This window comes from Yersinia aldovae 670-83, from assembly GCF_000834395.1.
Classification (GTDB): Bacteria; Pseudomonadota; Gammaproteobacteria; order Enterobacterales; family Enterobacteriaceae; genus Yersinia; species Yersinia aldovae.
In genome coordinates this window covers 4,304,936-4,327,037 of record NZ_CP009781.1, presented here as the reverse complement: position 1 = coordinate 4,327,037, position 22,102 = coordinate 4,304,936, and the positions used below count along the sequence as shown (strand labels likewise).

The following is a 22,102-nucleotide window of genomic DNA, read 5'->3' as shown; positions in this document are numbered from 1 at the left end:
TACGGGCAACCGACATATTTAACTAACAAAAGCTGTACATATTCTTCTTATCTTTTAGGATCGGGGGTAACAATTACTGTCCAGCCCCACAGTCATAAGAGTAAAAACTCATGGAACTTGAATACGAAAGTAAACGCCCCCTGTACATCCCCTACGCTGGCCCGATCCTATTAGAATTCCCTTTATTGAACAAGGGTAGCGCGTTCACCAATGATGAGCGCGACCACTTCAATTTACACGGTTTATTACCAGACGCGGTTGAAACCATTGAAGAACAGGCGGAGCGGGCTTACCGCCAATATCAGGATTTCAAAAACGACGACGATAAGCATATTTATCTGCGTAATATTCAAGATACCAATGAGACGCTATTCTACCGCCTGCTGGAAGCCCATCTCAGCGAGATGATGCCTATTATTTATACCCCGACCGTGGGTGAGGCTTGCGAACACTTCTCGGATATCTATCGCCGCGCGCGCGGGTTATTTATCTCTTATCCAAACCGCGAACACATTGATGACATGCTGCAAAATGCCACCAAGCAGAACGTGAAAGTTATCGTGGTCACTGACGGCGAACGCATTCTCGGCCTTGGCGACCAAGGTATCGGCGGTATGGGTATTCCCATTGGTAAACTGTCTCTCTATACCGCGTGCGGTGGTATTAGTCCGGCGTATACTTTGCCAGTGGTACTGGATGTGGGCACCAACAACCCGCAACGTCTGAACGACCCGCTGTATATGGGCTGGCGTCACCCGCGGATTTCCGGCGACGAATATTATGCCTTTGTTGATGAATTCATTCAGGCAGTCAAACGCCGCTGGCCAAATGTGTTGTTGCAGTTTGAAGATTTTGCGCAGAACAATGCCACGCCACTGCTCAACCGCTATCGCGATGAATTATGCTGCTTCAATGATGATATTCAGGGCACAGCAGCGGTCACTCTGGGCAGTTTGATTGCGGCAAGTAATGCCGCTGGCAGCCAGTTGCGTGACCAAACCGTCACCTTCCTCGGCGCAGGTTCAGCCGGTTGTGGTATTGCTGAACAAATCATTGCGCAGATGATTTCGGAAGGTCTGAGTGAAGAACAGGCTCGGGCGCGTGTCTTTATGGTCGACCGTTTTGGCCTGTTAACGGATAAACTGCCTAATCTGTTGGATTTCCAAAGTAAACTGGTGCAAAAAAGCGATGCGTTGCAAAGCTGGAATCTGGCCAGCGACTCAATCTCGTTGCAGGATGTGGTGCGTAATGCCAAACCCACGGTGCTGATTGGCGTTTCTGGCCAGCCGGGGTTGTTTACCGAAGAGCTGATCCGCGAGATGCACAAGCACTGTACACGCCCGATAGTAATGCCATTGTCGAACCCAACATCACGGGTAGAAGCACGGCCTGAAGATATCATTAACTGGACAGATGGCGCAGCATTGGTCGCAACAGGCAGCCCCTTCTCGCCAGTCAGTTATAAAGAGAAACTGTATCCGATTGCACAGTGCAATAACTCTTATATCTTCCCAGGTATTGGTTTGGGGGTGCTGGCATCCGGTGCCAAGCGTGTCACCGACGGTATGCTGATGGCAGCCAGCCGTGCATTGGCACAGTGTTCACCGCTGGCGGAAAGTGGTGAAGGGGCGCTACTGCCCAATATCGACGACATTCAGGCAGTATCAAAAATCATCGCTATGCAAGTAGGGAAAGCCGCACAGTTGCAAGGGGTCGCTATTGTCACGTCTGAAGAAGCATTAGCCAAAGCCATTGAGCACAACTATTGGCAACCGCAATATCGTAGCTACAAACGAACGTCGTTCTAGTTAATATCCGGCCTGTACTGCTTTCACCCCAAAGTCCTTGAAGTTACAGCCAGGCGGCAAGCTAACAACACGGTAGCTTCAAGAACGAAGGGGATATATATTGCGCAACACAGGCGGGTACAGTAGCCTTGCAATATCACCAGTGAATTGAATGTATCGAAGGCCAGAGAATGTGGAAACGCCTGATTATTAGCTTAATTATCATCGCAGGGTTGCTGATGGTGACAGCTATTGCACTCGATCGCTGGATTAGCTGGAAAACAGCCCCTTTTATCTACGATGAGCTGCAAGACTTACCGCACCGGCAGGTTGGTGTGGTATTAGGTACGGCTAAGTATTATAAAACCGGTGGTATTAATCAGTTTTATCAATACCGAATTCAAGGCGCGTTAAATGCCTACAACAGCGGTAAAGTAAGCTACTTGCTACTTAGCGGTGATAACGCCCTGCAAAGTTATAACGAACCGATGACCATGCGCCGTGACTTGATTGCAGCGGGTGTCGCGCCTTCTGATATCGTGTTGGACTATGCTGGTTTTCGCACATTAGATTCTATTGTACGTACTCGAAAAGTATTTGATACCAATGATTTTATTATCATTACCCAGCGTTTCCATTGCGAACGGGCGTTGTTTATCGCAATGCATATGGGGATTCAAGCGCAGTGTTTTGCAGTGCCGTCCCCCAAAAATATGCTCAATGTTCGGGTACGTGAGATCTTTGCCCGCCTTGGCGCGCTGTCAGATCTCTATGTTATGAAACGCGAGCCACGTTTCCTTGGGCCATTAATCCCTATTCCGGCAGTACACGTGATACCAGATGATGCCCAAGGTTACCCCGCCGTATCCCCTGAGCAACTGGTTGAACTGGAACACCGGCTGGCAGAAGAAAAAGCGAAAAAACCTGCACCTGCACCTGCACCTGCACCATGATTTTGAATGCGCTTTTGTTTTGACGTCAATAACGATCAAAAGCGCCCCCACCTACTCCCTTTGCCCTAAAAACGCCGCGACATCACTTTCAACCTCCCCCATCTCTTGCAATAACTGCAAGGTCTCCAGCGCTTCATCTTCATCCAGTCGACTCATGGCGAATCCCACATGTACCAAAACCCAATGACCGATTAATGCTGTACTGGCCTGCTCATCCGCTGCCACCAGCATAATATTGACCGAGCGGCGCACGCCACAGACATCCACCCATGCCGTGCCTGGTTGAACGTCATCTAATGCGACAATTTGTCCGGGAATGCCTATACACATAATCCGACTCCCGCTGTATCAGCGTATAAGAAAAGTAACTTCATTCCACCTCCAACCGCTTAATTATCACGCCATCATCAGCCGCCCCAATACGTAAGTGGCTGCCCGCACATAACGGGCAACGAGTCACTTTGCTGCTGAGCAAATTAACCGCTTGCTGGCAGTCATGGCACCACACCTGTGATTGCTGCTGGCTAAGATGCAAAACACAGCCCTCCGCCAAAGTGCCACGACACACTAACTCAAAACAGAACTCCAATGCTTGTGGTTCGACACAGGAAAAGGCACCGGTTTCCAGCCACACGCCGGTAATTCTCTGTGCGCCGTGCAACCGTGCCTGCTGTTCCATCATGGCAATAGCGTTTTGGCACAAGGTAATCTCATGCATGACTGTTCTCCCAGTATGGATTTCTCTGGCAAAATCAATGCAAAGACGATGCCAGTAATACCGGCCATATTATGGAATCGACATTCAAAATAAAGCATTGAAAAATATAGCTATTTATCAGAATCAGTTCGATATAAATTCATGAGATGAATAATCACTGTCGAAGTGTCATCAGACAGTGAGGGTTTCGTCACTATTGACGATACTTCACTGCGGAAATCCCTCTGTTTTTACTGCCTTTTAAATTCCTGCCCTTTATCTGCGATCAGCTTAATGCCCTGCTGGCGCGGCTTCCCTACTCTTTTGCATTGGCGGTCATCGTGCTGGCACAGAATATGCTTTGGAGCTGAGAAATGATTGCTATCAGCCTGACTGTCACCAGAGTCTTGTCCCGGAGGGTATGGCCATGAACCGCTTTGTGATTGCGGAACCGAGGCTTTGTATTGGATGTAATACCTGCATGGCTGCTTGCAGCCAGGTGCATAAAGCCAAGGGTTTACAACAGCATCCCAGATTGACTGTTATGCGTAACGCCACGGTTACGGCACCGATTCTCTGTCGTCACTGTGAAGATGCATGGTGCGCGCGGGTTTGCCCGGTCAATGCCATCACCCTGACCAATAACGCCGTCGAATTGGATGAAACCACCTGCATCGGCTGCAAGCTCTGCGGTATCGCCTGCCCGTTTGGCGCAATCACACCGGCTGGCAGTAAACCCTTGGCAGTGCCAGAAAATTTCCCTGAATACATTCCGATGACCCTGTTATCTGATGTGCCATTCAGCCCAACCAACATGAATCCGTTCCTTGCCTGGAATGCCGGCGTACGCACTGTTGCCGTGAAATGCGACTTATGCAGCTTCCAATCTCAGGGGCCGGAATGTGTGCGGGTCTGCCCGACTAACGCCTTAATGCTGGTGGATGAGCACAGCATTGAACAGGCAAATCACGCCAAGCGCTTGGCCGCTGCCAGTGGGTTTGCCAACGAGCTGCCCTTTATGGCCGTGGACACCTCGTCCGCTATCTCTCACGAGGAGCAGAAAAGATGATGAATTCGCTTGAGCTATTGTGGCTCTCCTTACTGCTCTATCTGGCTGGCGCACTGCTTTCTCTGCTGCTGGCGCGGCGTGAAACATGGGCGATTTATGCCTCCGGGCTGGCGTCATTGTTGGGGGGCGTTGCTGGCCTGTTTGCTGCGGCCCCCACTCTGCTGGGCGGCGGGCTTATCACCTTCACCACCGCCGGCCCATTCCCGTTCGCGGCATTGAGCTTGCGTCTTGATCCATTAGCCGCATTTATGCTACTGGTCATCTCACTATTGGTCGTGATAACCGCGCTCTATTCACTGGCCTATGTGCAGGAATACAAAGGGCGCGGGGCGTGGGGAATGGGGGTCTTTATGAACCTGTTCATCGCCTCAATGGTGGCGTTGGTGGTGGTGGATAACGCTTTCTACTTTATTATTTTCTTCGAAATGATGTCGCTGGCGTCTTACTTCCTGGTGATTTCCGATCAGGATGACGATGCCATCAGCGCGGGCTTACTCTATTTTCTGATTGCCCACGCCGGTTCCGTGCTGATTATGATTGCGTTCTTCCTGCTGTACCGCCTGAGCGGCAGCCTGGAGTTTGCCGCCTTCCGGCAGGCTAATCCACAACCTATTATGGCCTCGGTTATCTTCTTATTGGCTTTCTTCGGTTTTGGTGCCAAAGCAGGGATGCTGCCACTGCATGGCTGGTTACCGCGTGCGCACCCTGCCGCCCCTTCCCATGCTTCTGCCCTGATGTCCGGTGTGATGGTGAAAATAGGTATCTTCGGTATCATCAAAGTCGGCATTGATTTGCTCGGTGCCAGCCAGTTGTGGTGGGGCGTGGTGGTGTTGGGCTTTGGTGCTGTGTCCTCCGTGCTGGGCGTGCTGTACGCATTAGCCGAACACGACATCAAACGGCTACTGGCGTATCACACGGTTGAGAATATCGGCATCATCCTGATGGGGGTCGGGGTCGGTATGATTGGTATTGCCAGCCATCAGCCGGTACTCGCCGCGCTGGGTTTACTGGGCGCGCTCTACCATCTGCTTAACCACGCCGTTTTCAAAGGGCTGCTGTTCCTCGGGGCCGGTGCGGTCATTTATCGCTTACACACCAAAGACATGGAAAAGATGGGCGGGCTGGCGCGAATGATGCCTTATACCGCACTGGCCTTTCTGGTGGGATGTATGGCGATTTCAGCCCTGCCGCCATTCAATGGTTTTGTCAGTGAATGGTTCACCTACCAATCACTGTTTACCATGACCAAAGACGGCGGTTTTATTATTCGCCTCGCCGGGCCAATCGCCATTGTGATGCTGGCAATCACCGGTGCATTGGCGGCTATGTGTTTTGTGAAAGTTTATGGCATCAGCTTCTGCGGCCTGCCGCGTACAGAAAAAGCCGCCCTTGCGCGCGAAGTCCCCTGGCCGATGACCACCGCCATGCTGTTGTTGGCGCTGCTCTGCCTGGCTTTGGGGATTGGTGCCACCCACGTCGCACCAGTGATTGGCCGCATTGCCTCCAGCTTGATAACGGCTCCTCCGGTGCCTTCTTTACAGGTAGCGCAAGGCGCGGTGTTATTCCCACAACACCGCTCTCAGGCCATGCTGTCCACCCTATATATCTTCTTTGGTTTATTGATTTTGCCGCTGGTGATTTTACTGGTCGCCAGTTTCTACAGAGGCAGTCGTCTGGCATTTCGTCATGGTGGCGACCCGTGGGCTTGCGGTTATGCCTGGGAGCAGGCCATGACTGTCTCGGCCGGTGGTTTTACTCAGCCACTGCGGGTCATGTTTGCCCCGCTCTATCGACTGCGTAAAACACTCGATCCCGCCCCGATGATGCAACGCGCGCTGGAATACTCCGTCAGTGGTGCGGGCCGGGTGGAACCGGTCTGGGATGACAAAATAGTGGCTCCGCTTATCCGTTCTATCCAATGGCTCAGCCAACGCATTCAATGGCTGCAACAGGGTGATTTCCGCCTCTACTGTCTGTATGTGGTCGCCGCGCTGGTAACCCTGCTGATTATTGCGGCTATTTAAGGAGACGAGCAATGCCAACTACTGATATGCCTGCGCTCTCTATGATTGCTTTCGCCATCGGGCAGGCGCTGGTGATGCTGGCGCTGGCACCGCTGATGGCGGGGATTTCGCGCATGGTGAAAGCCCGCATGCACTCGCGCCGTGGGCCGGGCATCCTGCAAGAGTATCGAGATTTAGCCAAGCTACTGAAACGCCAAGATGTGGCACCGGCCAATGCCGGGATTATTTTCCGGTTGATGCCCTATGTACTGCTGGGCAGCATGTTATTGATTGCCATGACGTTACCCATTTTCACGCAGGCCTCCCCCTTTGGCGTGGCAGGCGACCTGATAGCGCTGCTGTATCTGTTCGCGCTGTTCCGCTTCTTCTTCTCACTGGCAGGTCTGGATAGCGGCAGTATCTTCGCCGGTATCGGTGCTAGCCGCGAGTTGACGCTGGGGGTGTTGGTTGAACCGACATTAATCCTTTCGCTGCTGGTCGTCGGGCTAATTGCTGGCTCCACCAATATCGGCACCATCAGTATCGCTTTGTCGCAAGGGCACTGGCAGTCACCGACCGCAACGGCTCTGGCGCTGTTGGCCTGCGGTTTTGCCGTATTTATCGAAATGGGCAAAATTCCGTTTGATGTCGCTGAAGCGGAACAAGAGCTACAGGAAGGGCCACTGACCGAATACTCCGGTGCGTCACTGGGCTTAGTCAAATGGGGCATAAGCCTGAAACAGGTGGTAGTGGCGCAGCTTTTCCTCGGCGTGTTTATCCCCTTTGGCAAGCTGGCGGTACTGAGTGGGCCGGGCTTGCTGTGGGCGCTGGTGGCCTGTGTTATCAAACTGGTGGTGGTGTTTGTACTGGCCTCCATCGTGGAAAACAGTATTGCCCGTGGGCGCTTCCTGTTGACCTCCCGTGTTACCTGGCTGGGGTTTGGCGTCGCTGCCTTGTCTCTGGTTTTCTATCTCACCGGCCTTTAAGGAGCTAATAACCCCATCATGGATAACCTGGCTCTTATGAATATCGCCCTTGCGACCATTCTGGTTCCGTTTGTCGGTGCCATTCTCACTGCCTGTTTACCACAGCAATGGGCGAAATGGTCTTGTACCTTCTTCTCACTGCTGGCCACCCTCGGCACCGTGCTGCTGGCTTATGCCTATCTGAGTGGCGGCAAGGTGGATGTCACTTTTGATCTAATTCATTACGGTGATATGGCACTGTTCGGTCTGACCATCGACCGCATCAGCACCTTAATTGCTTTCGCCGTGGTATTCCTCGGCTTGCTGGTCAGTATCTATTCCACCGGCTATCTGACATTAGGTAATCGCGAGCACCCTCACGAAGGCACCAACCGCTACTATGCGCTGCTATTGGTATTCATTGGCGCTATGGCAGGGCTGGTCTTATCATCCACCCTGCTGGGTCAGTTGTTCTTCTTTGAAATTACCGGCGGCTGCTCGTGGGGTTTGATTGGTTACTACCAGAGCCAGAAGTCACTGCGCTCGGCGCTAAAAGCCTTGCTGGTCACCCATGTGGCGGCCATCGGCCTGTATTTGGCGGCGGCAGTGCTACTGGTCAATACCGGCACCTTTGCTTTAACGGCGCTGGCACAACTGGACTACACCACCAAAGTCATTGTATTCGGTGGCATCCTGTTTGCCGCCTGGGGGAAATCGGCCCAGTTACCACTGCATATTTGGTTGCCGGATGCGATGGAGGCCCCGACCCCAGTCAGTTCCTATCTGCACGCCGCGTCGATGGTCAAAGTCGGCGTCTATATCTTCGCTCGCGCCATCTACTCTGCCGGTGATGTGCCGCAGATTATCGGCACTGTCGGTATGGTGATGGCGGTTATCACCTTGATTTACGGCTTCTTTATGTATCTGCCGCAAAAAGATATGAAACGGCTACTGGCCTACTCCACCATCACCCAACTGTCTTATATTTTCTTCGCGCTGTCTTTGGCTATCTACGGATCGAAACTGGCCTTTGATGGCGGCATTGCCTACATCTTCAACCACGCATTTGCCAAGAGCCTGTTCTTCCTGGTCGCCGGGGCGCTGAGTTACAGTTGCGGCACCCGTATGTTGCCCAAACTTAAAGGCATCATGGGCAAAATGCCACTGCTGGGCGTCGGATTCTGTGTGGCGGCACTGGCCATCACCGGGGTACCGCCATTTAACGGTTTCTTCAGTAAATTCCCCATTTTCGCCGCCGGTTTCTCACTTTCTCATGAACATTGGCTGCTGATACCGCTGCTGGTACTGGCGCTGATTGAATCGGTTGCCAGCTTTGGCTGGTTCCTTTACTGGTTCGGGCAAACCGTACCGGGTAAACCTTCAGAAGCCGTCGCCAGTGCCAAACCACTGCCATTAGCCATGCAGGGCGTGCTGGTGGTACTGGTGATAATGTCGGTGTGTTCAAGTTTTATTGCCGTCGCCTGGCTCGGATAAGGGAGTAAAAAATGACCGGAACACTTCTTGTCAACAATTTGGCTGGCCTGCTGATCATTACCTCGCTGCTGGTGATTATCGTGAAAAAACCCGCCACATCAGCGCTGTTTTATGCTGTGCAATCACTAGTCTTGGTGCTGATTTTCCTGGTATTAGCCGAAACCTTGCACGCCCACGAGCTGTATATGTGGTCGCTGACCGCCTTTATCACCAAAGTGATATTGGTGCCGTGGATTATGTATCGCGCATTTCGCCAGATGGAAGATCCTAAAGCCAACGGCGGCGTGGTAGGTACCGCTGGCCTGATATTTATCGCCGCCATCATCATTTTATTGAGCTACTTCGTGGTCGAGCCGGTGCAATTGCCGATGGTCAGTGCGCTAAAACCAGCGCTGGCGGTGTCACTTGGGCACTTCCTGATTGGCCTGCTGTGTATCGTCACCCAACGCAATATCCTGAAAAACATCTTCGGTTATTGCCTGATGGAAAACGGCGCGCACCTAATGTTGGCATTGTTGGCTTTCCGCGCGCCGGAGTTGGTCGAGGTAGGTATTGCCACTGATGCCATCTTCGCCGTGATTGTGATGACGCTAATGGCGCGCAAAATTTACCGCACGCTGCATACGCTGGATGTTAAACAACTGACAGCGCTAAAGGGGTAATAAAATGAGCAATACTGACCTGCTGCTGTTACTGCTGGCGATACCTCTGATAGCCTCACTGCTGGCATTTGCTTGCCGTGCCCTGGGGAGTGCCGCCCGCATGGCAACCACTTGGGTACATTTTGCAGGCATCAGTTTACTGCTGATAGTGGCATTGACGGTAGTGTGCCGGGTGGCAGTGGGCGGGGAAATTCTGGCGGTTCACCTTTGGCTGCACATCGACAGCCTCAGTGCGCTGTTCCTCGCTATTTTAGGTGTTATCGGCTTTATCACTGGCCTTTACTCCCTTGGCTATATGCGCCATGAAGTGAATAACGGTGAAATTACTGTCAGCACCTTGTGTAATTACTACGGCTTTTTCCATCTGTTCCTATTCACCATGCTGTTGGTGGTGACCAGCAATAATCTGATTCTGATGTGGGTTGGCATTGAAGCCACCACCCTCAGTTCAGCCTTTTTGGTGGGATTATACGGCCAGCGCTCCTCACTGGAGGCGGCGTGGAAGTACATTATCATCTGTACCGTGGGTGTGGCATTCGGGCTGTACGGCACAGTGTTGGTGTATGCCAATGCTGCCAATGTGCTGGCCGACCCCGGCTGCGCTATCTTCTGGACAGTGGTCGCCGAGCATGCCAAAGAGCTAGATCCTAGCCTGATGCATCTGGCATTTGTCTTTATCCTGATTGGCTTTGGTACCAAAACCGGCCTGTTCCCCATGCACTCCTGGCTGCCGGATGCTCACAGCGAAGCCCCCAGCCCCACCAGCGCCTTGTTATCCGCGGTCTTACTCAACTGTGCCCTGCTAGTGATCATTCGCTATTACATTATTATCAGTGCCGCCATCGGGCCACATTTCCCACAAATGTTGCTGTTGGTCTTCGGCATGATGTCGGTTGCCGTCTCTGCATTCTTCATTCTGGCACAGCGCGATATGAAGCGTTTGCTGGCTTACTCCAGTGTGGAGAACATGGGGTTAATCGCCGTGGCCTTAGGCATTGGTGGCCCACTGGGGGTATTAGCCGCACTGTTTCACACCATGAATCACAGTCTGGCAAAAACCTTACTGTTCTGCGGTTCTGGCAATGTGCTGCTGAAATATGGCACGCGGGATATGGGCGCTATCAAAGGCATTATCCGTGTGGCTCCGCTCACTGCGGTGATGCTGGCCGGTGGCGCATTGGCGCTGGCGGGAATGCCGCCATTTAACGTGTTTATCAGTGAATTTATGGTGGTCGCCGCAGCGATTAAAGCCGGCCATATTACCTTAGTTATTGTGTTGCTATTGCTGCTCACTTTGGTACTGGCGGGGTTGGTACGCATGATAGCCAGCACGGTGCTGGGTACCCCACCGACGGCGGTGAGCAAAGGTGAACTGGGTATTCTGACTACCGCGCCGATGGCGATTCTATTACTGCTGATGCTATTGCTCGGAGTGCATATTCCCACGCCAGTGACCCGCTTGCTGACTGATGCGGCGCAAATTGTCCTCAATAACGACAGCCGCGACCCTATCCAACAGCCCTTTATGTTGCCGTGGCAATTGCCCAGCCCAATACAAGACATTTCTCCGGCCCTATTGACCCCATCCATCGCAGATACGCACGCCGCTCTGCCATTCACCCCGACTCGTCAGGAGATGTAACGTGACTCACGAAACGCCTTTTTCAGCTCATTTGGTTTCAGGGCAGCCACACAGCGGTGAAAAACTGGGAGCCGCCTATGTGGCCCGGCTGCGGGAACAATTTCCAACAGCAATTCTTGATGAAGAGTGGCAAACCCCTGATCAACTGACAATAACCATCAAACTGAACAGTCTGCCGGATGTGGTTGAACACCTTTATTATCAGCAAGGCGGTTGGTTATCAGTGCTATTTGGTAATGACGAGCGCAGTTTGAATGGCTATTTTGCCATCTACTATGTGCTGTCAATGGAAGGCCGCGAACAATACGGCATTGATACGGGTAAAAAGTATGGTGATAAGTGCTGGGTGATTGTCAAAGCGCTGATTAGCCCCGAACGGCCCGAGTTCCCGTCCGTGACACCACGAGTTCCGGCAGCCGTCTGGGGTGAGCGCGAAGTGCGCGATATGTATGGTCTGCAACCTGTTGGCTTGCCTGATGAGCGCCGTTTAGTGCTGCCCGATGATTGGCCAGACGACCTCTATCCACTGCGCAAAGACACTATGGATTACCGCCAGCGCCCGACCCCCACCAGCAACACTGAAACCTATCAGTTTGAAAACGAAGCGGGCAGTAGCAGCCGGGTGGTGCCCATCGGCCCGATGCATATTACTTCTGATGAGCCAGGTCACTTTCGGCTGTTCGTCGACGGTGAAGACATTATCGACGCCGATTACCGCCTGTTTTATGTCCATCGCGGCATGGAAAAACTGGCTGAAACCCGCATGGGCTATAACGACGTCACTTTCCTCTCAGATCGCATCTGTGGCATTTGCGGCTTCACCCACAGCGTGGCTTACACCTCGTCAATTGAGAATGCGCTCGGCATTATTGTGCCACCGCGAGCGCAGATGATCCGCACCATTTTGCTGGAAGTGGAACGGCTACACAGCCATCTGCTCAATATCGGTTTGTCCTGCCACTTTGTCGGGTTTGATACCGGTTTTATGCAGTTCTTCCGAGTGCGCGAAAAAGCCATGACTATCGCCGAGATGCTCACCGGCGCGCGAAAAACCTACGGCCTGAATCTCATTGGTGGGGTGCGGCGCGATATTCTGAAAGCCGACCGGATTAAAACGCTGCAATTAGTCTCAGAGATGCGCGCTGATATCAGCGAGTTGGTGGATATGCTGATGAGTACCGCCAATATCGAGCAGCGCACCGTGGGCGTTGGCTTACTGGATCGCAAAATCGCTCGTGATTTCAGCCCCGTTGGCCCGATGATCCGCGCCAGTGGCTATGCACGCGATATGCGCCACGACCACCCTTACGCCAACTACGCCAATATCCCGAAAGAGCTGTTTAGCCTTGATGGCTGTGACGTGCATTCGCGCCTGTTGGTGCGGGTGCGGGAGTTCTTCGACTCGCTGGTCATGATTGAGTACGGGCTAAACCATATGCCGGGCGGGCCGTTGCTGGAGGAGAAAGTCCACTATCAGCCGTATAAGTTTGCCCTTGGCTTCTCGGAGGCACCGCGTGGCGAAGATGTCCACTGGAGCATGACCGGCGACAATCAGAAGCTGTTCCGCTGGCGCTGCCGCGCTGCCACTTACGCCAATTGGCCGGTGCTGCGCTACATGCTGCGCGGCAATACAGTTTCTGATGCGCCATTGATTATCGGCAGCCTCGATCCCTGCTATTCCTGCACCGACCGGGTGACATTGGTGGATGTACGCAAGCAGAAATCCGTCACCGTGCCGTACAAAGAGATCGAACGCTATGGCATTGAGCGCACCCATTCGCCGCTCAAATAGAGGGATGAATAATGTTAAAACTGTTTAAAACCCTCCTGAAAGTCGGCGATACCACGGTAAAATATCCGTTTAAGCCACTTGAGGTCAGTCACGGATTCCGTGGCAAACCACAATATGATGCCGATCAATGCATTGCCTGCGGTGCCTGCACTATGGCCTGCCCCGCCAATGCACTGACGATGGAAACCGACCTTGCTAAGGGCACTCGCCAGTGGCAGCTGTTCCTGGGACGTTGCATTTTTTGTGGCCGCTGTGAAGAAGTCTGCCCGACCCGCGCCATTGTGTTGTCACAAGAGTTTGAATTGGCGGTATTCAATAAAGCCGATTTATACCAGCGCGCCACCTTTACTCTCGCCCATTGCCAGCAGTGCCAGCAGCCTTTTGCGCCGAAAAAAGAGGTGGATTACGTCATGGCACTGTTGATTCATTCCGGGATGAGTATTGATGATGTCGAGCAACAGCGGCCCCATTTTGAAACCTGTCCTGACTGTAAGCGCAAACAGAACATTATAGGTAATGACAATGTCTCGATAAAAAATAATGTTTCCATGAATAACAGCATGATACCGAATCACCACCCTGAAGGGGGGAGCAATTGATGAGCCAACCACATTCATTGAAACCAGCTTGGGGCCATCACGTTAGCCAACCCGCTGCACTTGACTCTTCTATCGCCCAGTTAAAAGGCAAATTACTGAAAGATATCAAACGCTCGGCCTATGTGTATCGAGTTGACTGCGGCGGTTGCAATGGCTGTGAAATTGAGATTTTCTCGTCAATTACACCGCTGTTCGACACCGAGCGATTTGGCATCAAAGTGGTTGCCTCACCACGCCATGCGGATATTTTACTGTTCACCGGCGCCGTCACTCGCGCCATGCGCACACCGGCCTTACGTGCTTATGAATCCGCTCCTGACCCCAAAATTTGTGTCTCTTATGGCGCTTGTGGTTGCGGCGGCGGCATCTTCCACGACCTGTATTGTGTCTGGGGCGGCAGCGATACCATTGTGCCCATTGATGTTTATATCCCCGGTTGCCCTCCCACTCCGGCAGCGACCATTTATGGCTTTGCGGTCGCTTTGGGCTTGTTGGAACAGAAGCTAAAAGGTGAGGATCACCAGCAAGCAGCCGATGAACGCGTGGCGCTTATTCACCCTGATGCACCGCTAACGCTGCGGGTATTATTAGAACGTGAGGCCCGCCGTATGGCTGGGTATCGTCACGGGCGTGAAATCACTGACCGCTTTTTGTCATTGCTGGTCAATCAACCGTTGCAAGGGCTGGAACAGCGCTGCCAGAGCTACCTCCAGCAACAAGATGATCCGCGTTTAAATGAGATATTTGCTAACCTGCAACAGATAACTCTGACGCAACTGGTGGGAGGGCATGTTGATGCCTAAAGTGATCTTTTATGCCCTGAACCAGAAGTTCCTCGACAGTGATGAAGACATGCCCGAACAGGCGCAGCAAGTGATGTATTACTCACTGGCTATCGGCCACCATGTCGGCGTCATTGATTGCTTAAAAGCCATTATGGAATGTCCACTGGCTGAGTATCAGCAGTGGTTCAGTCAATTACCCGAAGGTGAAGCTCGCCGCAAAATGGCGGGTTTGTTGAAATTTGGCGAAATCACCATCGACAGCACCCATACCCAATTGCTGGCCCAAGCCTTTGCGCCACTGGCACAGAATGCAGATTCATTGCACCAGCCCTGGAGCCAACAACTGCTGCAAACCCTGTACGATATTGAGCAGGAACCGGCAATTTATTTAATGGTGAAGCGCCGCCCATGAAACATCAATATCCAGTCACCAATGTCGTGTTAACCGTCGGCAATAGCATGATGGGCGATGATGGCGCTGGCCCGTTACTGGCTGAGCGCATGACAGAGCAACCCTTAGCTGGCTGGCAAGTTATCGACGGCGGCTCGGCACCGGAAAATGTGGTGCATCGCATTCGTGCTTTGCAGCCCACCCGCCTGATTATTGTTGATGCCGCCGATATGGAACTGTCTCCGGGAGAGATTCGTATTATTGATCCGGAGAAAATTGCCGAGATGTTCATCATGAGCACGCATAATTTACCGCTCAATTTTCTGATTGATCAGTTAAAGGAAGATATCAGCGACGTTATCTTCGTCGGCATCCAACCAACCCTGGTGGCGTTCTACTTCCCGATGACCGATGTTGTCAAACAGGCCGTCGAAACACTGTATCAGCAATTACCGCACTGGCACGGTGACGGCGGGTTTAGCCACCTCTAATTGAGTGACGGTGTGGCGTCGTCAAATTTGCCGACGTCACTCTTGACGACAGTTTCGCTACTCCCTCCTGCCATATTAAAACTGACAAATCCCATTTAAAACAACCACATTAGTTAAATTCCCTCCATCACTTCAATCTGGCATAAACCATGCAATATGTATGGTAATGAGCCAGATTTGCTGTTCAAAACATCAATCTGCCAGAACTACTCAATTTATGCCCAATAGCTTTCAAGGTGCAGGAAGGCGGCAAGAGAGTGAATCCCGACGAGCTGACTCAAGTCAGTGATTCGGGTGATTGAACGTAGCCAACACATCTGCAACTTGAAAGATGAAGGGTAAGGAGAGGAAACAATGAACCGGTTCATAATCGCAGACCCTAAAAACTGTATTGGCTGCCGCACCTGTGAGGTTGCCTGCGTGCTGGCACACAACGGCGGCAAGCTGGATACCATGACCAAAGCCAATTTCGCCCCGCGCTTGAAAGTGGTCAAAGGAATGAATGTCAGTACCACCATTATGTGCCGTCACTGTGAGGATGCGCCTTGTGCCAATGTTTGCCCGAACGGCGCGATTGTGCGGGCGGCAGACAGTATTCAGGTGTTGCAGGAAAAATGCATTGGCTGCAAAACCTGCGTCGTTGCCTGCCCCTACGGTGCCATGAACGTGGTGACCAAACAGGTTGAAGTGATGTTCAACGGCCTCTCGCAGGGCTTTTGCCTGAAAGCTGAAGCGCAAAAGTGTGATTTATGTGAAGGGCGTGCCGCCGGGCCAGCCTGCATCTCAGTTTGCCCCACTCAGGCACTACACCTGATGAGTCGTGACACCCTGCAAGCCATGCTACGCAAGAAACAGCTGCGCGCCGCACTGGACGAAGCCAACGAGATGAACTTTTGAACAAAGGATAATTAATATGCACAAGGCACTCACTGTCTGTCCTTACTGCGGCTCCGGCTGCAAAATCAATTTACTGGTCGAAAACGGCAAAGTTGTTGGCGCTGAAGGGGCAAATGGCGTCACCAATCAGGGTGAACTTTGTCTGAAAGGCTATTATGGCTGGGATTTTCTCAATGATACCAAGCTACTGACGCCGCGCTTAAAACAGCCGATGATCCGTCGCCAAAAAGGCGGCAAGCTGGAAGCGGTTTCCTGGGACGAAGCTATCGAATTCGCCAGCAGTAAATTACGCGCAATTAAAGAAAAATATGGCCCACAAGCCATTATGCATACTGGTTCGTCCCGTGGGCCGGGCAATGAAACCAACTATGTGATGCAAAAATTTGCCCGCGCAGTCACTGGCAGTAACAACATTGACTGCTGTGCTCGTGTTTGCCACGGCCCATCGGTCGCCGGGCTGCAAGTGACCTTGGGCAACGGCGCGATGAGTAACTCTATCTGCGAAATTGAAGATACCAAGTGTATTTTGGTGTTTGGCTATAACGCGGCTGATTCACACCCAATCGTGGCCCGCCGTATTCTCAAAGCCAAAGAGAAAGGCGCTAAAGTTATTGTTTGCGATCCACGCCATATCGAAACTGCGCGTATTGCCGATCTGTGGTTACCATTGAAAAATGGCTCCAATATGGCGCTGGTGAATGCATTCGCCAACGTGCTTATTACTGAAGAACTCTACGATAAAGACTATGTTTCGCGTTATACCGAAGGTTTTGACGAATATCGTGAAATAGTCGCCAAATACACGCCGGAGTATGTCGAAAGCATCACCGGCCTGTCAGCACAAACCATTCGTGAAGCGATGCGCATCTATGCTGCCGCACCTTCTGCCACCATTTTATGGGGTATGGGTGTTACCCAGTGGGGCCAGGGGGTGGATGTGGTTAAAGGGTTGTCAGGGTTAGCACTGCTAACCGGCAATTTAGGCCGCCCAAATGTCGGCGTTGGCCCAGTGCGCGGGCAAAATAACGTGCAAGGTGCCTGCGACATGGGGGCATTACCTAATATGTACCCCGGCTATCAAGCCGTGACTGACCCCGCGACACTGGAGAAGTTCGCCAAAGCCTGGGGGGTTCCTTCTCTTTCGGGCGAAATTGGCTACTCGCTGACTGATGTTCCGCACAAGATCAAAGAAGGTAAAATCAAAGCCAACTATGTGATGGGCGAAGATCCGCTGCAAACCGAACCAGACCTTTCGATGATGCGCGAGGCATTCAGCGAATTGGACTTGCTGATTGTACAAGACATCTTTATGACCAAAACTGCCGCCGAAGCCGACGTCATTTTCCCAGCAACGTCGTGGGGCGAACATGAAGGCGTTTATTCTGCCGCCGACCGGGGTTTCCAACGGTTTGAAAAAGCAGTAGAACCCCAAGGTGACGTCAAACCGGATTGGGAAATTATCAGCCTAATGGCGACAGCCCTCGGCTATCCGATGAAATACTACAATACTAAAGAGATTTGGGACGAACTACGCGAGCTATGTCCGCTGTATTACGGCGCAACTTACGAAAAAATGGCCGGTTTGGGCTATATCCCGTGGCCTTGTACCACTGAAGACAGCCCCGGCACACCGTGGCTATATGCGGGTAATAAGTTCGACCGCCCCGGCGGCAAAGGGTTGTTATTTGCCAGCGAATGGCGTGCGCCAATGGAACAGGTGGATGAGGAATACCCGCTGGTGCTGTGTACCGTGCGTGAAGTCGGCCACTATTCCTGCCGCTCCATGACCGGCAACTGCTCAGCATTACAAACACTCGCCGATGAACCGGGTTACGTGCAAATCAGCCCGCAGGATGCCGATAAAATGCGCTTGCAGGACCAACAATTGGTGTGGGTTGCATCGCGGCGTGGCAAGGTTATTACTCGGGTATCAGTCAGTGAACGCATCAATGTCGGCGCGGTATATATGACTTATCAGTGGTGGATCGGTGCGTGTAATGAGCTGACACTGGACCATCTGGACCCTATTTCCAAAACGCCGGAATATAAGTATTGTGCGGTGAAATTGGAGGCCATTGCCGATCAAACTTGGGCGGAAAATTACGTGCAGCAAGAGTATAGCCAGTTGAAGGCGCGGTTACGTAGGGAAGCCGAAGTGAGTTGATCGGTTAACGGCTACTGCGCTTTGCCATTCTGGGTTTACGCAGTGCTCGCCACCGTCATGTACTTATGTACACTCCGGTAGCTGTGCGCTGGGCGCGCCCAGACTGGCTTTGCTCGCGACGCTTCGTCCGAGTAGAAAGATTTATCACGCCTTGGTTCAACTCTGCTGCTTGCGAATAGATAATCTAAATCAGAACAAAAAAGACAATTACGTAAGTTATTCCATCCCATCTTCATCTTCGATACTTTTTACTGAGATTCCCAACCGCTGCATCCGTGATAACAAAGTAGTGCGTTTCAATCCTAACTTAATTGCGGCTCCTTTCGGCCCGGCGACTACACCATTGGTTTCTCGTAATACCCGAATAATTCGCGCACGTTCAGATTCTGAAAACTCTGGTTCTTCACTCTCAGGTAATAATGGTTTGTGAACCACTCGCTCCAATACAGGTTTCGCCACTTCTAATGGTGATAAATGATATTCCAGTTCTTGTAACTGTAAATTTAGCGTGGTGCCACGGCTGAGGATCACCGCCCGCTCAATCACATTTTCCAGTTCGCGAATATTACCTGGCCAAGGTAGTCGGCTGAGTAAACGCAATGTCTCACCCGGAATGGTATCAATAGTGCGGTTCATGCGTTTGGCTATTTTTTGAGTGAAAAATTTCACTAATAAAGGGATATCTTCAGGACGTTCACGCAACGGGGGGATAACGATGGGAAAAACATTAAGCCGATAATAGAGATCACTGCGATATTCCCGATTTACCATCATCAGTTTTAAATCACGGTTAGTCGCGGCAATCAAGCGAACGTCAACTGGGATAATTTTACTGCCCCCCAGCCGCTCTATTTCTCTCTCTTGGAGCACCCGCAGGAGCTTCGGTTGCAATTCAAGAGGAATATCCCCGACCTCATCAAGAAATAACGTACCGCCATCCGCCATTTCAAAACGACCAATGCGCTGTGAGGCGGCACCGGTATAAGCCCCCTTTTCATGACCAAACAGATCACTCTCCATTAAGCCGGAGGGAATCGCCGCACAGTTCATTTTCACCATGCGTTTATTCTTACGGGTACTTAAATTATGGATAGCACGGGCAATTAACTCTTTACCGGTGCCGGTTTCACCCAGAATTAATACCGTACAGTCACTGGATGCCACCATTTCAACCTGTTCCAACACCGCTCGAATAGCTGTGCTGTGACCAATAATTTCACCAAACTCTTCATTATGAATAATCTGGTCAGTCAAATAGAGATTTTCATTGACCAATGAATCTTTCAGGCGGGTAATTTCATGGTAAGCCAAGGCATTATCGACAGCGATAGCAATGCGCGCGGCTATTTGTCGTAACAGTTTTAGGTTGCTGTCGGTGAAAATATCACTCTGACATTGTGCTAATTTTAATACGCCTAGCATCTTATGGCCGAAAAATAGCGGTAACAGGCAAACTACCTGTAAGCCAGCATCCAGCATGTTTGCCAGTTGTTTATCATCTGGAGCCAAGAGAGCACTATCAGCCAGATTGACGAGCAATAACTCCCGGCTGTGTATAACCTGCCCGGCTAATGTACCCGTCATATCTACCCAGGCTTGTTGATGCTGCACCGTTTTACCAAACTGATAGCGAGTAGAAAAAACATTCAGTTTATTTTTGTCAGTATGGGTGTTGCATATTGCCAAACTGATGTAATCAATATTGAAAAAGCGGTGTATCTCTTTTGAGACCTCCGCCGCTAATACATCCAACTCTAGTTTAGAAATAACCGTATTGGTGACATCAACTAATATCCGAAAATGATCTCGTTCAAAGCGCAACCGTTCGCGCTCGGAGAATGCCCGATTTATCTCAGTAATATTATCGACAGCAATAGCCACCACTTCTGCCAATAAACCCAGAAAGGTAATAGCTTGCTCATCAAACTGACTGCTATCGGTTTTAATAAACTCAACACAGCCCGACCAATGGTTATCATGGCCCAAAGGGAAATGGCAACCAGAATGTAATTCCTGATATGGTGCTAAATCACCAACAGCAGAAAACTCCCTTTGCATACGGCGACTATCAGTTTGCAAAGGCGTCTGTTGCTGCCAGGCCAGCCCACCGGGGCCTTCGGCAAATAAAATATTTTGCGACGCCACAACGGTGTCAGACACATCATCGTGGGTATAGAGCGTCATTTGGTTATACAGGGGGTTAAGCAGTAATAAATTGACCCGCTGGAAACGAACGACAGAAAAAGAGAGTTTCCTGAGTTCGTTAACTAAATCGGTTATATCCCGCAGCAATAATAACCTTTTCGATACCGTGAACAATGTGTCTTGCCAGACTTGAGCCAATGTGGGGCGGGGTAATTTTTTTATGCTATCCATATATACCCAAAGTAATTAAGCCCAAAAAATGGTTGATAACTACCTTAAAGTATTGAAATAAACAAATATATATTAAATCGCGATAAGCTTGATCTGGATTAACAAACTATTTCAGCAAAATTACAGGGCACAGTCCTATTGCAATCACGTCTCATTTACAGAATACGTCGCCACCGCTATATAATAAAATGCATATTGCCATTATTTATAGTAATTTTAAATGTCCCAATACCGAACTCTGACATAAATATAAAAAGCCAGTCTGATTAACTCCAAACTGGCTTCCATTCTTGCTCTATTTTTCACAGCCAATGACCGATTATTTCTTTTTGGCGTATTTCAGTGAGTCCAGAGCGACCGCAAAGATAATGATCGCACCTTTAATAATGTACTGCCAGTACGGGTTCACACCGATATAAGTCAACCCATAGTTAATCACGGTAAAGATGATGACCCCAGTCACCACGCCGATAACAGTACCGACACCGCCACTGAAGGATACCCCGCCCACCACGCAAGCAGCTATCGCATCTAACTCATACATAAAGCCCAAGTTATTGGTCGCACTACCGATTCGGCCTGCTTCCAACATCCCGCCGAAGGCATAGAACACCCCAGACAGCGCATAAATCATGATTAAGTTTAGTGGCACATTCACACCAGAAACTTTTGCTGCTTCTGGGTTACCGCCGATGGCGAAAATATTTTTACCAAAGCGCGTTTTATTCCATAACACCCAAACAAACCCGATAGCAATCAATGCATAGAAGGTAATGTAAGAGAGTTTGAAATCACCAAATCGCAAGAACCCTTGTGCAAAGGTTGAGAATGCAGGGTCAAAACCGGCAATCGGTGATGCACCCACGAAGTCGTAATACAAGGAGTTAATCCCGTAAACAATAATCATGGTGCCCAATGTGGTAATAAATGGTGTCACATTCAGATAAGCAATGATAATACCGTTGACCAAACCGATAATTGCGCCAATCAAACACACGGTTAAAATAACGATTGGGATAGGTACAGTCTGCAAATCTGGGAAAACTTTATTAACGTTATCCATAGCTTGCAGCATGGTTGCTGCAACCACCGCCGCTAACCCCACCTGACGACCGGCTGATAGGTCGGTACCTTGAGTCACAATCAGCCCCGCAACACCGAGCGCGATAATAATACGCACGGAAGATTGGGTCAGAATATTGCTTAAGTTCATAAGACTTAAAAATGTCGGATCCTTGACAATAATGACTGCCAGTAATACGAATAATACGACGTAAATCCCGCCCTCTTTAAGGTAAGTGAGCATACTTTTCTTATTTAACGCATTCATAATAA

General features: G+C 50.9%; 19 protein-coding genes. 15 read left to right on the top strand and 4 right to left on the bottom strand.

Features of this window, described 5'->3' with window-relative positions; genetic code table 11:
- The first annotated feature begins 110 nt into the window (after positions 1-110).
- Entirely contained in the window at positions 111-1,808 is a 1,698-nt protein-coding gene (locus AT01_RS19470) for an NAD-dependent malic enzyme (protein ID WP_042548321.1), read from the top strand.
- Between the two features lie 170 nt (positions 1,809-1,978).
- The gene (sanA, locus tag AT01_RS19465; RefSeq protein ID WP_042548320.1) at positions 1,979-2,740 is read left to right on the top strand and encodes an outer membrane permeability protein SanA; all 762 of its coding nucleotides are present in this window, start codon (positions 1,979-1,981) and stop codon (positions 2,738-2,740) included.
- Between the two features lie 51 nt (positions 2,741-2,791).
- Here the strand turns inward: sanA and AT01_RS19460 are convergent, their stop codons facing one another.
- The gene (locus tag AT01_RS19460) at positions 2,792-3,070 is read right to left on the bottom strand and encodes a HypC/HybG/HupF family hydrogenase formation chaperone (RefSeq protein ID WP_042548319.1); all 279 of its coding nucleotides are present in this window, start codon (positions 3,068-3,070) and stop codon (positions 2,792-2,794) included.
- Between the two features lie 40 nt (positions 3,071-3,110).
- Entirely contained in the window at positions 3,111-3,458 is a 348-nt protein-coding gene (gene hypA / locus AT01_RS19455) for a hydrogenase maturation nickel metallochaperone HypA (protein ID WP_004699418.1), read from the bottom strand.
- Positions 3,459-3,864: 406 nt separating this feature from the next.
- On the opposite strand from hypA, the gene AT01_RS19450 reads away from it, so the two are divergent.
- The 13 genes from AT01_RS19450 to fdhF all read left to right on the top strand — a co-directional run bounded on the left by AT01_RS19450 (position 3,865) and on the right by fdhF (position 18,391).
- The gene (locus AT01_RS19450) at positions 3,865-4,506 is read left to right on the top strand and encodes a 4Fe-4S dicluster domain-containing protein (protein ID WP_013649608.1); all 642 of its coding nucleotides are present in this window, start codon (positions 3,865-3,867) and stop codon (positions 4,504-4,506) included.
- On the top strand, positions 4,503-6,530 hold the full coding sequence (gene hyfB / locus AT01_RS19445; RefSeq protein ID WP_042548318.1) for a hydrogenase 4 subunit B: 2,028 nt from the start codon (positions 4,503-4,505) through the stop codon (positions 6,528-6,530). The genes AT01_RS19450 and hyfB overlap by 4 nt, the downstream gene beginning before the upstream one ends.
- Before the next feature lie 11 nt (positions 6,531-6,541).
- On the top strand, positions 6,542-7,495 hold the full coding sequence (locus AT01_RS19440) for a respiratory chain complex I subunit 1 family protein (RefSeq protein ID WP_004699420.1): 954 nt from the start codon (positions 6,542-6,544) through the stop codon (positions 7,493-7,495).
- A gap of 18 nt (positions 7,496-7,513) precedes the next feature.
- Entirely contained in the window at positions 7,514-8,968 is a 1,455-nt protein-coding gene (locus tag AT01_RS19435) for a hydrogenase 4 subunit D (protein WP_042548317.1), read from the top strand.
- Positions 8,969-8,979: 11 nt separating this feature from the next.
- On the top strand, positions 8,980-9,630 hold the full coding sequence (gene hyfE / locus AT01_RS19430) for a hydrogenase 4 membrane subunit (protein ID WP_042548316.1): 651 nt from the start codon (positions 8,980-8,982) through the stop codon (positions 9,628-9,630).
- A gap of 4 nt (positions 9,631-9,634) precedes the next feature.
- Positions 9,635-11,272: a hydrogenase 4 subunit F gene (locus AT01_RS19425; RefSeq protein WP_042548315.1), complete on the top strand. Its 1,638-nt coding sequence runs from the start codon at positions 9,635-9,637 to the stop codon at positions 11,270-11,272.
- 1 nt (position 11,273) lies between these two features.
- Positions 11,274-13,064 (top strand): hydrogenase large subunit, encoded by a 1,791-nt coding sequence (locus tag AT01_RS19420; RefSeq protein WP_042548314.1) that lies wholly within the window; start codon positions 11,274-11,276, stop codon positions 13,062-13,064.
- A gap of 11 nt (positions 13,065-13,075) precedes the next feature.
- Positions 13,076-13,663: a hydrogenase 4 subunit H gene (hyfH, locus tag AT01_RS19415; protein WP_042548313.1), complete on the top strand. Its 588-nt coding sequence runs from the start codon at positions 13,076-13,078 to the stop codon at positions 13,661-13,663.
- Positions 13,663-14,466 (top strand): NADH-quinone oxidoreductase subunit B family protein, encoded by an 804-nt coding sequence (gene nuoB, locus AT01_RS19410; protein ID WP_042548312.1) that lies wholly within the window; start codon positions 13,663-13,665, stop codon positions 14,464-14,466. Before hyfH ends, nuoB begins: the two co-directional genes overlap by 1 nt.
- Positions 14,459-14,860, top strand: a complete 402-nt coding sequence (locus tag AT01_RS19405; RefSeq protein WP_042548728.1) for a formate hydrogenlyase maturation HycH family protein — start codon at positions 14,459-14,461, stop codon at positions 14,858-14,860. Before nuoB ends, AT01_RS19405 begins: the two co-directional genes overlap by 8 nt.
- Entirely contained in the window at positions 14,857-15,330 is a 474-nt protein-coding gene (gene hycI / locus AT01_RS19400; RefSeq protein ID WP_071841555.1) for a hydrogenase maturation peptidase HycI, read from the top strand. Before AT01_RS19405 ends, hycI begins: the two co-directional genes overlap by 4 nt.
- Before the next feature lie 354 nt (positions 15,331-15,684).
- Positions 15,685-16,227, top strand: a complete 543-nt coding sequence (locus AT01_RS19395) for a 4Fe-4S dicluster domain-containing protein (protein ID WP_042548311.1) — start codon at positions 15,685-15,687, stop codon at positions 16,225-16,227.
- A gap of 16 nt (positions 16,228-16,243) precedes the next feature.
- The gene (fdhF, locus tag AT01_RS19390; protein ID WP_042548310.1) at positions 16,244-18,391 is read left to right on the top strand and encodes a formate dehydrogenase subunit alpha; all 2,148 of its coding nucleotides are present in this window, start codon (positions 16,244-16,246) and stop codon (positions 18,389-18,391) included.
- Between the two features lie 216 nt (positions 18,392-18,607).
- On the opposite strand, the gene flhA is transcribed toward fdhF, so the two are convergent.
- Together flhA and mglC are read right to left on the bottom strand one after the other, a co-directional pair.
- Positions 18,608-20,767: a formate hydrogenlyase transcriptional activator FlhA gene (flhA, locus tag AT01_RS19385; RefSeq protein WP_042548309.1), complete on the bottom strand. Its 2,160-nt coding sequence runs from the start codon at positions 20,765-20,767 to the stop codon at positions 18,608-18,610.
- Positions 20,768-21,086: 319 nt separating this feature from the next.
- Positions 21,087-22,097, bottom strand: coding sequence for a galactose/methyl galactoside ABC transporter permease MglC (mglC, locus tag AT01_RS19380; RefSeq protein ID WP_042548308.1), 1,011 nt, complete (start codon positions 22,095-22,097; stop codon positions 21,087-21,089).
- Positions 22,098-22,102 lie beyond the last annotated feature (5 nt).